This is a genomic window from Nocardia sp. NPDC057668 (genome assembly GCF_042799795.1).
Taxonomy (GTDB): domain Bacteria; phylum Actinomycetota; class Actinomycetes; order Mycobacteriales; family Mycobacteriaceae; genus Nocardia.
Window position 1 is genome coordinate 192,722 of sequence record NZ_JBHVIC010000002.1, and the last position, 15,192, is coordinate 207,913.

At 69.2% G+C, this 15,192-nt stretch carries 7 protein-coding genes; 4 read left to right on the top strand and 3 right to left on the bottom strand.

Translation table 11 applies throughout. The features are described from left to right. Positions 1–222: 222 nt before the first annotated feature. Both ACFVBH_RS13825 and ACFVBH_RS13830 read left to right on the top strand, forming a co-directional pair. Positions 223–7,398: an amino acid adenylation domain-containing protein gene (locus tag ACFVBH_RS13825; protein WP_379001966.1), complete on the top strand. Its 7,176-nt coding sequence runs from the start codon at positions 223–225 to the stop codon at positions 7,396–7,398. A 35-nt stretch (positions 7,399–7,433) separates the two neighbouring features. Continuing rightward, the gene (locus ACFVBH_RS13830; protein WP_379001968.1) at positions 7,434–9,926 is read left to right on the top strand and encodes an FAD-dependent monooxygenase; all 2,493 of its coding nucleotides are present in this window, start codon (positions 7,434–7,436) and stop codon (positions 9,924–9,926) included. 112 nt (positions 9,927–10,038) lie between these two features. Here ACFVBH_RS13830 and ACFVBH_RS13835 read toward each other — a convergent pair whose 3' ends face one another. Continuing rightward, positions 10,039–11,229: a PucR family transcriptional regulator gene (locus ACFVBH_RS13835; protein WP_379001970.1), complete on the bottom strand. Its 1,191-nt coding sequence runs from the start codon at positions 11,227–11,229 to the stop codon at positions 10,039–10,041. 141 nt (positions 11,230–11,370) lie between these two features. On the opposite strand from ACFVBH_RS13835, the gene ACFVBH_RS13840 reads away from it, so the two are divergent. Further along, positions 11,371–12,222, top strand: a complete 852-nt coding sequence (locus tag ACFVBH_RS13840; RefSeq protein ID WP_379001972.1) for an alpha/beta hydrolase — start codon at positions 11,371–11,373, stop codon at positions 12,220–12,222. Positions 12,223–12,225: 3 nt separating this feature from the next. On the opposite strand, the gene ACFVBH_RS13845 is transcribed toward ACFVBH_RS13840, so the two are convergent. Next, positions 12,226–12,729, bottom strand: coding sequence for a MarR family transcriptional regulator (locus tag ACFVBH_RS13845; protein WP_354987488.1), 504 nt, complete (start codon positions 12,727–12,729; stop codon positions 12,226–12,228). 116 nt (positions 12,730–12,845) lie between these two features. Here ACFVBH_RS13845 and ACFVBH_RS13850 point away from each other — a divergent pair, with 116 nt between their 5' ends. Then, the gene (locus ACFVBH_RS13850) at positions 12,846–14,492 is read left to right on the top strand and encodes an MFS transporter (protein WP_379001975.1); all 1,647 of its coding nucleotides are present in this window, start codon (positions 12,846–12,848) and stop codon (positions 14,490–14,492) included. A gap of 152 nt (positions 14,493–14,644) precedes the next feature. Here ACFVBH_RS13850 and ACFVBH_RS13855 read toward each other — a convergent pair whose 3' ends face one another. Then, positions 14,645–15,100, bottom strand: coding sequence for a hypothetical protein (locus ACFVBH_RS13855; RefSeq protein WP_354987490.1), 456 nt, complete (start codon positions 15,098–15,100; stop codon positions 14,645–14,647). Positions 15,101–15,192 lie beyond the last annotated feature (92 nt).

The following is a 15,192-nucleotide window of genomic DNA, read 5'->3' on the forward strand; positions in this document are numbered from 1 at the left end:
GCTTGCCCCTGGTTTTCGGGGGTCGTGAATTGTCTTACTACCGAAGGGTATTGGCTATACCGGACTGCCGTGGCACAGTGAACGCCGGTAAGAACCCATAGCGGCCCAACCGGTGCTTTCGCGCTCGCCCGCGAGCGAAATGCACAGTGCCCAATGGACTTTCGGATCGCCGCAGCGTAGCGGGATCGAGCAATCATCGGCTCTCCACCCCAGGGGCAATCCATGTCCGCTTCCAAGCGTTTCCCCCTCACGGCCTATCAGCGCGACATCTGGACGGTCGTCGAGCTGTACCCCGGTCTGCCCAGCTATCTCTCGAACGTCGTGGGCAGGTTCTCCCTCGATATCGATGTGGCCGCGATGATCGCGGCCATCGAGCGCACCTGGGCCCGCAACGACGGCCTCAGGTTGCGGTATCGCGTCGTCGATGGCGTTCCCTATCAGGAGCTTTCACCCGAACCGATGCCCGCCGTCCAGGTGATCGACGTCAGCGCGGCCGCGGATCCACGGGCCGAGGCCGAACGCCGGGTCCATGACCTCACCGGCGCCGCGGTGGAGCTCACCACGACGGTGCCGTTCCGGGCTCACATCGTCCGCGCCGGGACCACACTCACCTACGTGGTGGTGACCACCCATCACATCGCGGCCGACGCGACAGGTCTGTTTCACATCGGGGCGCAAATTCTCACCGATTACGCGACCGCGGTGGCGACCGGAAGTCCGCTCGACCTACCGGGATCCTCGTTTCTGCGATGCCTGGACTTCGAACGGGACTACCGCGCGAGCAAGGACTACGGCCGAGACCGGGACGCACTGGTCTCGCGGCTGCGCACGACCACACCCGCGCTGTTCGACCGGCCGCACGCCGCCGCGGGACTCGCTCCGGTGACCTCCTACGAGTTCACGCTGGAGCGCCCGCTGGTCAACCGGATTCGAGAATCGGGCGTATCGCTGTATCCGTACTTCTGCGCCATGATCGGTCTCTACCTGTCCCGGGTGCTGCGCGCCGAGGAGATCACGATCGGGATCCCCTTCGGCAATCGCACCGACCCCGTCGAACAGGCCACCATCGGCGACTTCGCCAACACGCTCCCGCTCGGCGTCCGCACGCGTGGTCACGCGACCGTGCGCGCCCTCATCGACGCGGTGAAAACCGATGTGCGCCAGATGAAGCAGTATGAGCGCTATCCGCTCGGCGATCTCATGGGCGACCTGCGCCGGGCGGGCAATCCGGCGCGGCAGCTCTTCGACGTCACCGTCGCCTATCCGCGCCTGCCCGACGCCGCCGGTCTGATCCCGGGGCTCGAGGAAGTCAGCCAGCCCTCCCAGGGCTACAGCCCGCTGGCCATGGCCTGGACCATCTCCGAGATCGACGACGACGGCCCCCTGCTCATCCGGCTCGACCACGCCAACGACATCTTCGATGCCGACTATCCGATCGAATCGGTCGCCACCCACGTCACCGCGCTCCTGTACGCGGGTATCGATGCCCTGGACGCCGACCCTGCGCGGTTGCCGATGCTCACGGCCGCCGAGCACGACCTGCTGACCGACCGCTCCCGCGCGACCACCCGGCCCTACGACACCGCGCTCAGCGTCATCGGGCGGATCATGTCGCGGGCCGAGCAGACCCCGGACGCCCTCGCGGTGCACGGCACGGACACCCTCACCTACCGCGAGCTGGCCGCCCGCACCGCCGCCCTGTCGGGCCTGTTGCGCGAATCCGGCGTCGGCGCGGGCGATCTCGTCGCGGTGATGCACGACCGCGGTCCGGACATGCTGGTCGCGATACTGGCCGCCATGCACGCCGGTGCGGCCTACGTCCCGGTCGATCCGGGCTACCCGGCGGATCGCATCGCGTACCTGCTCGCCGACAGCTCCGCCAAGGTCGTCCTCACCGATGCCGTGCGGGCCGCGACGCTCGACAACGTGGTCGCGCTGACTCCCGAGGACCGGCCCGCGGCCGTGCCCTCGCCGGCAACGCCGCCCGCCGGCGGCGACCTCGCGTACGTCATCTACACGTCCGGTTCCACCGGACGTCCCAAAGGCGTCGCCGTAGAACATCATTCGATCATCAACAGACTCGGCTGGATGCAGCGGCGATACCCGTTGCGGACCACCGATGTAATTCTGCAGAAGACGCCGTCCTCGTTCGACGTGTCGGTGTGGGAACTGTTCTGGTGGGCGATGGAGGGCGCTCAGGTCGCGCTGCTGCGGCCCGGCGGTGAAAAGGATCCGCGGGAAATCCTGCGCGCCATCGCCGATTTCGGCGTCACCGTCCTGCATTTCGTGCCGTCCATGCTGACCCCGTTCCTGGACGTGCTGGAATCCGACCCCGCCGCGGCGTCCCTCGCGACCAGCCTGCGCACGGTCTTCTGCAGTGGCGAGGCGCTACTGCCGCACCAGGTCACACGGTGGAACCGGATCTTCGGCGGACTCGGTGCGGACATGCCCCGGCTGGTCAATCTCTACGGTCCGACCGAGGCGACCGTCGACGTCTCCTACCACGACTGCCCCACCGACCCGGCGCAGCCGGTCACCCGGGTCCCGATCGGCCGGCCGATCGACAACACCCGGCTGTACGTGCTCGGCCCGGACGACCTGCCGCAGCCGATCGGCGTCGCGGGCGAATTGTGCATCGCCGGTGCGGGTCTGGCGCGCGGATACCTGGGCCGGCCCGAGTTGGACGCGGAGAAGTTCGTCGCCGACCCTTTCCACGCCGGTGAACGTATGTACCGCACCGGCGACCTCGCCCGCCGGCTCGCCGACGGCGAAATGGAGTACCTGGGCAGGATCGACCGGCAGGTGAAGATTCGCGGGAATCGAGTCGAATTGGGCGAGGTGGAGAACGCGCTCGCGACGCTGCCCGGGATGCTCTCCGCGGTGGTCATCAACCGCGGATCCCCCACTCGCGGCGACTATCTCGCAGCCTACTGCGTGACCGACGCCGAGTTCGAGCCCGCCACGATGCGTGCCGAGCTGATGAAGACACTGCCGGAGTTCATGATCCCCGCGCAGTTCGCGCGCATCGACGCGATACCGCTGACACCCAGCGGAAAGACCGACCGCAACGCACTGGCCGCGCTGGACAGCACACCCGAATCCGCCGCCGGCACCGCCGCGCGCACACCCGTGGAACAGCAACTGGCGCAGATCTGGTGCGAGGTGCTCGACCGGGAGACGGTGTCGGTCTTCGACAACTTCTACGATCTCGGCGGCGATTCGATTCTGCTGCTACGGGTTCGGGCTCGCGCCGAGGCACGCGGACTGCTGCTCAGCGCTCGCGACATCGCCGAGAGCCCGACGATCGCCGAGCTCGCCGTGCGGGCGCGGCCCGGCGCGGCGATCGCGACCGGGCCGGAGCCCTTCGAGCTCGTCGCGGGGATCGACCGGGCTCGGCTCGGGCATGTGGTGGACGCCTATCCGTTGACCAGACTGCAACTGGGCATGCTGTTCCACAGCCGCGAACGCGCCGACTCCTCGCTCTATCACGACGTTTTCCGCTACTCGTTGCGCATGCCGTGGGACGAATCGCGGCTACGGGCCGCGGCGCGGCGAACCGTGGCCCGGCACCCGCTGCTGCGCACATCCTTCGAACCGGCCGCGTATTCCGAGCCGCTGCAGCTGGTGCACGCCCACCTCGAACCACCGATGTCGGTCACCGACCTGCGCGCGATGGCGGCGGACGATGCCCGGGCACATATCCGGGACCACGTCGAGCAGCGCCGGCTGCGGCAGTATCCGCTGGGGCAGCCGGGCCTGTTCGATCTCGCGGTGTTCCGGCTCCCGGATCGCATCGACCTGGTGCTGTCGTTCCATCACGCCATCCTCGACGGCTGGAGTGTGGCAACCGTGCTCTCGGAGTTGCTCGCCGACTACCGCGGCGCGCAGCTCGGCGATTCCGGCACCGAGCTGCCGTCGTTCGCGGAGTACGTTCGCGCCGAGCGTGCCTCGATCGACGATCCCGCCGACGCCGACTACTGGGCCCGCGCACTCGAGGGCGCGGAAGCGACGCGTATCCCCGGCCTGCGTCCGCATGTCCCGCACGATCGGACTCCCCTCGGCGAGCCCGGCGACGCGCGCGTTTCGCTGCCCGTCGCCGTACCCGGCGAGCTGCTCGCACGGGCCGACGACGCGGCCGCCGCGACGCATGTTCCGGTGAAGGCGGTCCTGTTGGCCGCGCACCTGTGCACGCTCGGCCTGCTGTCGGGCCGCACGGATGTGACCACCGGCGTCGTCACCCATGGCCGCCCCGAACGCCTCGACGCCGAACGCATGGCCGGACTGTTCCTCAATACGATGCCGCTGCGGCTGGACATCTCGGGTCGAACCCGCCAGGAGTTGCTGACCGGCGTCTTCGATCGTGAACGCCACAGCGCGCCGCACAAGCGATACCCGCTCACAGAGATCCAGCGCACCGCCGGCGTGGTGCTCGACACCGCCTTCAACTATGTCCACTTCCACGCCGCGGGCGCGGCGCTGGACGCGCTGGACGTGACGCTGCTGGGCATCGACATCCGGGAGGACACGAATTTCGCCCTGCTGGTCAATGCCGTGCGCAACCCGCTCGACGGCACGCTGACCCTGCGCATCGACGGCGACCCGGATGTCTACACCCGAGATCAGCTCGGCGACATAGGCCGGACCTACCTGGCGGTCCTGGATCTGCTCACCGGCGACCTCACCGCCACACCCGACTTCGGCACGCTCGCCCCCATCCCGGAGCGCGCGCCCGATCCCGTGCACACCGGCACCGTGATCGAGCTGTTCGATCTCCGCGCGGCACGCACACCCGATGCCGTCGCGCTGGAATTCGATTCCCGCACGGTGACATACGCGCAGTTGTCGGCGGCGTCGAATCGAATGGCGGCGAACCTGATCGCACGCGGGGCACGGCCGGGCGACCGGATCGCCGTAGCCGTGGATCGGTCGCCGGAACTGATAACGACCGTGCTCGCCATCGCCAAGGCGGGCGCCGCCTGTGTGCCGCTGGATGTGACCTATCCGGCCGCCCGGCTGCACGCCATGCTCGAACAGGCCCGGCCGTTCGCGGTGATCACCGGTCCCGGTCACGAAGCGCAAGTGCCGGAACACTATTCGCGGATCATCCTCGATGAGCTGATTTCCGGCGACGCCGCCGCCGTCCTGCCGGATCCGGACCCGGCCGCCACCGCATACGTGCTGTTCACTTCGGGCTCGACCGGTACGCCCAAAGGCGTGACCATGCCGCATCGAGCACTGGCGAATCTGGTGCGCTGGCAGCTGTCGACCGAAAGTGGTCTGCTCGCCGGGCTCGACCGTGCGCCCGCGACAACGCAATTCGCGCCGCTGTCGTTCGACGTCTCCTTCCAGGAGATCTACTCGACGCTGTGCGGCGGCGGGCGGCTGATCCTGCTCGGCGAGGAGCAACGGCGCGACCTGCCCGCACTGGCGCGGCTGCTGGGCGCCACCGGCGCCGAGCGAATCTTCCTGCCGTACGTGGCCCTGCAGCAGCTGGCCGAGGCCGCGATTCGCCTGGACGCCGCCCCCGCCGCCCTGCGGGTGATCATCTCCTCCGGTGAACAGCTGCGCGTCACCGACGAGATCCGGGCACTGTGCGCGGCGGGCACCGACGTGGTGCTGGAGAACCAGTACGGCCCCACCGAAACTCACGTCGCCACCAGCTACACCATGTCCGGGGATCCCGCGCTGTTCCCGGACCTGCCGCCGATCGGCACGGCCATCGACGGGGTGGAGATCCTCGTGCTCGACGAACAGCTGCACACGGTGCCCGACGGCGTGCCCGGCGAGATCTACCTTGCCGGTGCGGCACTCGCCGACGGGTACGAACATCGGCCCGACCTCACCGACGCGGCCTTCCTGGCGCACCCGTTCGCACCGGGACGGCGGATGTACCGGACCGGAGATCTCGGTCGCAGGCAGGCCGGCGGAGCCGTGATCAGCGACGGCCGCCGCGGCGGCCAGGTCAAGATCCGCGGGCACCGGGTGGAGCCGATGGAGGTGGAGTTGGCGCTGATCCGTGCCACCGCCACCCTGCCGGGCGTCACCGAGGTGGCGGTGGTGGCGCACACCGCCCCCGCGGCCTCCAGCGCGCAGACCCGGCTGGTGGGTTTCCTGGTCGGATCCGGCGCCGATGTCCACGAGCCGGAACTGCTTACGGCACTGCGGGAATGGCTACCCGAGCCCATGATCCCCAGTCGCCTGGTGTGGCTGGACGCCATGCCGCTGACCCCCAGCGGCAAGCGGGCGGACCGGGTGCTCGCCGGCATGGCGCTGCCCGCCACCGCCGCCGCCGATCCGGTCCGGCCGCGCACGCCGCTCGAAGCCGGACTCGCCGCGCTCCTGGCCGAGGCGCTGGGGCTGCCCGAGGTGAGCGTGTACGACGATTTCTTCGCGCTCGGCGGCACCTCGCTCACGGCGATGCGATTGATCGTCGCCATCGAACAGCGCTACGGGGTATCGCTGCCTGTATCGGCGCTGGCGACCGGCTCCACGGCCGCCGCCCTGGCCGCGCGACTGGGCCGCGATGCCGATGCCGAGTTCGATCCGTTGGTGGTGCTGCGCGAAGGAACCGCGGCTCCGCTGTTCCTGGTGCATCCGATCGGCGGAAACGTGCTCTGCTACGTCGAATTGAGCAAACAGCTGCCCGACGGGCAGCCGCTGTACGGCTTGCAGGCCGCCGGGCTCGCACCCGGCAGCACCCCGATCGACACCCTCGCGGACATGGCCCGCGGCTACATCGCGGCGCTACGCCGCGTACAGCCCGCGGGCCCCTATCACCTGGGCGGCTGGTCGCTGGGCGGCATGGTGGCCTTCGAGATGGCGCAGCAGTTGACCGCCGCCGGCCACGAGGTCGCAACGCTGGCCCTCATCGACACCATGACCGTCCGGCACGGTGATGGGAAGCCGATCCCGCGCCACAACCTCCACGAGTTCTTCCTGTGGGAGCTGCTGTGGCTGGCGCGCGGCGCGGACACACCCGTGGTCGAGATTCCCGCCGAGCTCGAAAACGATGACCAGGTCTTCGATTTCATCCTCACCACCGCCATCGCGTCCGGGGTGCTCCCGCCCGCCGGTTCGCGGGAGCTCGTGCGGCGGCTGTTCGAGGTGTTCGCCGGCGGCTGGCGGGCCATCGACGGGTATCGGCCGCGTGCGTACGACGGCGACATCACCCTGCTGCGGGCCGCCGAGCCGTTGCCGCAGGTGTTGCGCCCCGCGCACGACTCGGCCGGCACCCTGCACCGCGACCCGACCAACGGCTGGGACGCCTACGCGGCGGGGCATCTCGAGGTCATCGAGGTGCCCGGCGACCACCTGACCCTGATCCAGCATCCGCACGTCACCGAGGTCGCCACCCAGCTGACCAGACTTCTCCAGCGGGCGGCCGCGACCACCTCGTGAAAGCATCGAATTCCGTGACACAGCAAGGAAACCCCGTGAACTCTCCCAAGAAGTCCGCGATCGTCGTCGGAGCAGGCATCGGCGGTCTCACCGCGGTCGCCGCGCTGCGGCGCGCCGGAATCGACGTGGTGCTCTGCGAGCGCGGCCCGGAACTGCGCGCCGCCGGATTCGGCCTGTCGGTGCAGTCCAACGCGATGAACGCTCTGCGCACCCTGAATCTCGGCATCGACGAGGAGTTGCTGAAGGTGGGCGGCCGCGCCCGCTCGTTCACCTTCCGCCGCCCCGACGGCTCGGACATGCGACGCATCGACGTGGCGCCCATCGACATCGAACTGGGCGCCCCCTCGGTGGCGCTGGCCCGCAAGGACCTGCACGACGTGCTGCTGGCCGCCTGCGGCCCCGATCTTCGAGTCGAATTGAACGCGGAGGCAACGGGATTCACCGAGACCGCCGACGGGGTCCAGGTGAGTTTCGCGGACGGCCGCACCCTCGACGCCGATGTACTGATCGGCGCCGACGGGATCAACTCGGCCATCCGTTCCCAGCTGCACGGCGCCGAGCCGCCGCGCACGGGCGAATTCGTCTGCTGGCTGGCGCTGGTTCCGTTCAGTCATCCGGCGATCGAACCCGGGGCCTCGATCCACTACTGGGGTCGCGGCATGCGGTTCGGCATCCATGACATCGGGCACGGCAACGTCTACTGGTGGGGCACCATGACCACCACCGGCGAACTGGCCGCGAACTGGCCGCACGGCAAGCAGGATCTGTTCTCCCGGTTCCAGGGCTGGTCCGGTGAAATCGGTGAGATCATCTCCGCCACACCGGAATCCGATATCCTCGCGCTGCCCTCGCAGGACCGGCCGCCGCTGACCTCGTGGGGCCGGGGCCGGGTCACCCTGCTCGGCGACGCGGCCCACCCGATGCTGCCCAGTCTCGGGCAGGGCGCGAACTCCGCGATCGAGGACGCGGTGGTCCTGGCGCACGCGCTGGCCACCCACGATGACGCCGAGGCCGGGCTGCGCGCCTACGAGCAGCGCCGAATTCCACGGACCACCATGCTCGTCGACGGTTCCCGCAAGCTGGGCCGGCTCGAACAGACCCGCAACCGGGCGATGATCGCCGTCCGGAACGGGTTCATCGCGCGGGGCAACGAAAGCAAGCTGCGCGACAACCTCGCCGAACCGATGACCTGGCCGGGGCTGGGCGATCCGGAACCCGTTGCCGCGCTGCCGCGCCCGCTGTCGGTGCTGGAACGGTGGCACTGGACCGCGGATCAGGTAGCACCTCTGCACATCGTGTCGCGGGTGCGCGTCACCGGCGACCTCGACGCGGGCGCGGTGCGCATCGGGCTGGACGCGCTGGCCCGCCGCCATCCCATGCTGCGCGCCGTGGTGCACAGCGACGAGGGCCGCAATCCGCGCTTCTTCCCCATCGAGATGCGGCCGATTCCCCTGCGCGAGGTCGCATCCGGCGACTGGACCGCCGAGATCGACGCCGAGTTGCGGGACCGATTCGCCGACGGCGCACCCCTGCTGCGCGCCGTACTGGTCACCGTCGCCCCCGATGTGCACGACCTGATCCTGACCTCCACCTACGTCATCGCCGACGCGGTGACCATCCTGTCGTTCGCCCGCCAGGTCCTCGAACTCGCCGCGGATCGAAACACCGGCTGGGTGGCGGAGGTCCCCGCGCCGCCCGGGCCGGAGGACCTGTTCCCCAAGCCCTTCCGCGGTGTGCGGGGCACGGGCAGGTCACTGGGCCGACTGGCGGCGGACGGACTGCGCGACCTGCGCGCCAAGCCGGTGCGCCTGAGTGCCAGTGCCGAATCGGCTCCCGCGCAACGCTTCACCAGGCTGACACGGAGCGTGATCGACGGACCCCGGTACGAGGCCCTCCTACGGGAGTGCCGGGACCGCGGTGTCGCGCTGCCGAGCGTGGTCGCCGCCGCGCTGGCCCGGGCGGCGGGCTCGGATGCCGGAGCGCCGCAGGCGAATTACCCCGTCGGCGTCTCGGTGCTGTTCCGCGAGCAGCTCGACACCCCGCTGGACGACACCCGGACCGGCGCCTACCAGGCGATGATCGCGCTGCCCACCCCGGCCGGGAAGCCGCTGTGGGACACCGCCGCGGCCTTCGACGCCGACTTCACCACCCGGGTGGGCAAACGCCAGCACCTCGCCAACCTGGGCAGCATGGCGTTCATGACCCCCAAAACCCCGGCCCACTCCGAGAAGACGGTCGAACTCCTCGATGCCCGGGGCCCCGGCAACCTCTGCCTCACCCACCTCGACACCCACGACTTCCCCACCCGCATCGGACCGTGGGAAGTCTCGGACCCCGAGTTCCTCTCCGGCATGTCCATCAGCGGGATGATGATGCTCACGGTCGGCGCGGGCCCCACCGCCCTCACCCTGAATCTCGGCTACGTCGAGGGCCTGCTGACCCCCACCCGCGCCGACGCCCTCCTCGCGACCCTCACCGAGGCCCTGCACAGCCTGGTCCCCGCCCCGGAACCCGCGGCCACCCACTGACGACGACACCGGGTCGTGGATGCCCGGCCCTGCACCGCAACTTCGATTTCGACCGAATCGCAGAGTGTTGCCGGGCCGGGACCTCGAGGGATCCAGCGGGCGGATGAGTGCGTCAGAGACCAGGATTCGGATGGGGCAGCGCGCGCAGGGCGGCCCCGAGCTCGAGGACCGCCCGGGGGTCGGCGAGGGAGCGGCCGGTGACCTCCTCGATGCGGCGCAGGCGGTAGCGGACGGAGTTCGGGTGCAGGAAGAGTGTGCGGCCCGTGTCGGCGGCGGAGCCGTTCTCGGCGTACCAGGTGCGGAGGGTTTGCAACAGGCGTTCGCGTTCTTCGTAGGGCAGAGCCAGCAGTGGGCCGAGTGCGACCCGGGTCATCCGTTCGGCCTCTATCGGCGCCGCGGCGATCAGCATGGCGAGGGGGTCGTCATCGAAGCGGGCCACGCCGCGGGGGCGGTCGCGCAGACCGGCGAGGGCGAGGCGAGCGAAATGCAGTGCCCGGGGCGTCTCGGGCAGGGCGTCGTAGGGCGGGCTGATGCCCACGCGGGTGTGATGGGCCCGTAATGCCTTCAGTGCCACTGGTTCCCGGGATTCGGGCAGAGCGAGTACGCCGATCTGCTGGTCGGGCAGCAATCGCCAGGCGGAGGTGATTTGTGCTGCGCGCAAGGCTATTTCGATGCCGGGTAGGGCTTCGCGGCCGGTGGCGGGTACCGCCGCGGCGACGACGACATAGCGGCCGGTCGGCGGCAGGCCGAGGATGCGGGTCGCCTCACCGAGGGTGGCCGGGTCGGCGATCATGCCCGTGAACAGCGCCTCGACCAGTACCGAGCGCTCATGTTCGCGTTGCAGTACCAGTTCGGTGGTGGTTTCCCGGTAGGCGGCCGCGACGGCGACGGCGTATTCACCCGATAGCGCCCAGACCTCCGCGGCGAGGGCGACGAGCATCGAATCGGTGACCGCGGGGTGGCGTCGCGAGGCGGAAACCAGTTCGGACCACAGGAATTCGAATCCGATGCGGAAGGCGTGCAGGGTTTCGGCCAGGGGCACGCCCTGCCGTGCGCGAAGTCGCCCGGTCTCCCTGGGCGGTTCCGGGTCCACCGGTGCGGTGGTGGTGAAATGCCGCAGCATCAGGGTGAGATTGCGCGTGCAGGAGGTGCGAACGGTGTCGAAGGGGACCTGCGCCTCGTTGCGGTAGGTGTCGAGTTCGACGAGGAAGCGCCGGGCCAGCCGCAGCCCGAGATCATCGATGGTCTCCAGCAGCAGCCCGGCGACTTCGACGATTTCTTCCGGCGGCGTGGTGCGAGGCATTTTCGCAGGTTACCGGTTCGCGATTGTTGCGCAGAACAGTCGGCGGACCGACGATGTTGTCCCCGGATCCATCGGAGCGCGACCACATCTCTGCGACGATTTCGGCGATGTTCCACCTTCGACGTCGCAGGAGCCTCCCCCATGTTCACCTTCACCAGCAGTGACGGCACCCGCATCCATGTCCGGGACTGGCTGCCGGCCGGCCGGGAGCCGGTCGGGATCGTGCAGATCGCGCATGGAATGGGGGAATACGCCGCCCGCTACAGTCACCTCGCCGAGCGACTCGCCGCGGCCGGATACGCGGTGTACGCCCCGGACCATCGCGGGCACGGCCACAGCATCACGGGGACCCCCGGCGACCTCGGCGAGAACGGGTGGAATCTCCTGGTCGAGGACCTCGTGACACTCACCGGGCTGTTGCGCGCCCGGCACGCCGGGATCCCCGTCGTCCTGTTCGGACACAGCCTCGGATCGTTCGCGGTTCAGCAGTACATTCTCGAGCACTCGGCCCTCGTCGACGATGTCGTGCTGTGCGGCACCACCGCGGTCGACCGGCTGTTCGCCATGATCGCCGCGGCCGGCGGGGATCTGGCGGGGCTGTTCAACGCTCGCTTCCAGCCCACCCGCACCACGGCGGACTGGATCAGCCGCGACGAGGCGCAGGTCGACGCGTATGTGGCGCATCCGTGGTGCGGGTTCGAAATCGATCCGGCGAACATGGCGCTGTTGGCGACCGTTGCCGCCGAACGGCTTTCGACGCCGACGACCATTCCCACCGACCTGCCCGTCTACGTGATGGTGGGTGATCACGATCCGCTCAACGACGATCTGCGCTCGAGCGACCTGCTGGTCGAGCGATACCGCGCGGCCGGGCTGACCGACATCACCTACCGTGTGTATCCCGGGGCCCGGCACGAGATCCTCAACGAGACCAACCGCGACGAGGTGGAGGCCGACCTGATCGCCTGGATCGGCCGCACGCCGAATCCGTAATGCTCAGTCGCCCCGCGCATCTCCGAACGGGGCGGGCGGAAGCGGCTGGGCGAGTTGACTGTTCATCGTGCCGGTCAGCTCGAGCAGGAATTTCTCGAACCGCCGGAGCTGCTCGGGCGAGTGCCGGGCCATGACGGCGGCGACCTGCTCGCCGAGCGGGCGGAAGAACTCGTCGGCGAGCTCGTGCACCTCCGAACTGCCGCGCAGGGTGATGACGCGCCGGTCGCTGTGCTCGCGCGTGCGCACCACATGGCCGGCCAGTTCGAGCCGATTCAGCAGCGCCGTCGTGGCAGGCTGGGACAGCGAGATCCGTTCACTCAGGCGAGCGGGCGACAGGGCCGCTCCGCGTTCCTCGGCGCCGAGGATCTCGATCAGCGCCTCGGCATCGGTGGAATGCAGACCAAGCCACGTCGCGAACCGCCGGCTGAACTCCCGATAGTTCGCGCCGTAGGCGCGCAGACCCTCGGTCAGCTGATCCTGCTGAGCCCGCTCAACCGGGTGGTTCATGTGCCCCTCGCCCACCTTTCTCGCACCGGCGTGACACCGATGACACCGTTTGACAACCTACTCCGGCCGTATGTACTTTCGCCGTGGAATAATTCCATCATGGAAGTAGGCAGCTAATGAACGAAACGGACACCGGCGAGCCGGAGGTGGCGGCGAAGACGCCGCTGCTGCGCTGGCTCGGCTTGCTCGCCATCGCTCTCGGCGTCGCGCTGATCGTGGTCGACACCACGATCGTGAACGTGATCATCCCGTCGATCATCGAGGATCTGAATACGGATTCGACTGAGGCGCAATGGATTCAGGAGTCCTACGCGATCGTGTTCGCGGCGCTGCTGCTGGTGGTCGGCCGCGTCGCCGACATCATCGGCGCGCGGCGGGTCTTCGTGGCCGGCGTGGTCGTATTCGGCGTCACCAGCATCCTGGCCGGTCTCGCACCCGGTGGCGGACTACTCGTCGTCGCGCGGTTCCTTCAAGGGGCGGGTGCGGCGATGATCCTGCCGACCTCGCTGGCGCTGCTCAATGCCACCTTCACCGGCAAGGCCCGCGGACAGGCGTTCGCCGTCTGGGGTTCCACCATCGGCGCGGCGGCCGCGCTGGGTCCGCTGCTCGGCGGCTGGCTCGCCGAGCACGTGTCGTGGCGCTGGGCCTTCGGCATCAATGTCCCGCTCGCCGTGGTGATCGTGATCGGCGTGCTGGCGTGCATCGAGCGCTCGCCCCGGATGCCGGGACGGCTCGACATCCCGGGGTCGGTGCTGTCGGTGCTGGGCCTGGGCCTGCTGGCCTTCGGGCTGGTCGAGGGCCGCGTGTACGGCTGGATCACCACCGAGCATCCGATGGAGATCGGCGGCTTCACCTGGGACAGCGGCCCGTCGCCGGTACTGGTCGCGCTCGTGCTGAGCGTGGCCGCGCTCGCCGGATTCCTGGGGCGGCAGGTGGCCCTGCGCCGGGCCGGCGACGCCGACAAGGCGCTGATGGACCTGAGCCTGTTCCGGCTGGCGTCGTTCCGCAACGGCAACATCGCCACGCTGATCATCGGGCTCGGCGAGTTCGGCATCGTCGCGGTGCTGCCGCTGTGGCTGCAGTTCACCCTCGGCTACAGCGCGCTGCAGGCGGGCCTGGCGCTGGTGCCGATCGCCATCGGCAGCTTCATCGCCAGCGGCGCCAGCTTCGGCCTGGCTGACAAGAATGTGTCGCCGGTGAACCTGGTCCGCCTCGGTCTGGCCTTCGAGGTCGTCGGCCTGGGCGCGCTGGCACTGTTCGCCGCACCGGACAACTCGTGGTGGTCACTGGCGCTGATCCTGTGCCTGTACGGCATCGGTGTCGGGTTCGCGACGGCTCAGGTCACCAATGTCGTTCTGGCCGACATCCCGGACACCGACAACGGCCAGGCCTCCGGCATCCAGAGCGCGTTCCGCCAGCTCGGCTCGGCGCTCGGGATCGCGGTCCTGACCACGGTCTTCTTCACGACGCTCGGATCGCAGGTCACCGACCATCTCACCGCGGACGGCATACCCGCCGCCCAGGCGGAAACGCACGCGCAGACGATCACCGACAGCGCGGGCGCGGCGATCGAAGGGTATGCGGCACAACCGCAGACCGAGCCGATCGCGGAAGCGGGCCGTATCGCGATGACCGACGGGATCGAGCTGGGTGGTTATCTCGCAGCGGGATTCGTGCTGCTGGGCTTGATCGCCACCGCGCTGATCCCGAAATCGGCAGCGCGCGAAGAACAGTCGGCGCGTTCGCCGGTCGCGCACAGCTGACCGAAAAACGATCTCCGGCCCGCCCGGCTTCCGGGTGAGCCGGAGATCGTGAGTCGCCGATTCCCTCGCGGTCGAGCCGACCGGGACCGAGATGCCCGGGGTGACCGCCGGATTCGAATTCCGACCTGGGTTGTGAGTCTCGCGCTCCGGGGCTATGCGCTGCCGGTGAGCGAGCAGTTGCCCGGCTTCGCGGGCACACTCGTCGTCCCGTCGGCAAGCGGCACCACGTTGACGACGATCGTCTTGCGGCTGCCCTCGTACGTGGCGGTGAGGGTGTGCTCACCGACGACGCTCGGCGTCCAGTTCACCGACGCCGAACTCGCGTACGACGGCTTGGCCGTGCCGACGCAGACCCCGTTGTCCTCGAACACGACACCGCCGGGAACGAAAGGCAACATCGCCACCGATCCCATGGCGCCGCCGGTGGCCGTCGCGCTCAACGCGTATGTTCCCCCGACGAAAAGGGTTCCGTTGCTGAACCCGATCCCCAGGTCGATCACCTCGGCCGCCGAGGCCGGCGCGGCGGTCAACGCCACGGCCGCACCCGCAGCCACCACACACTGTGCACCCCAGGCGATTCGACGACCCAGCATGGTTCCTCCACTCACGTGTCACTCCATCCGTCGTCCCGGATACCCGGGTCCACGAACACTATCGTTCGCAAGTGAGGCGGTGATACCGGCGTTGTGCCCCTAGTTCC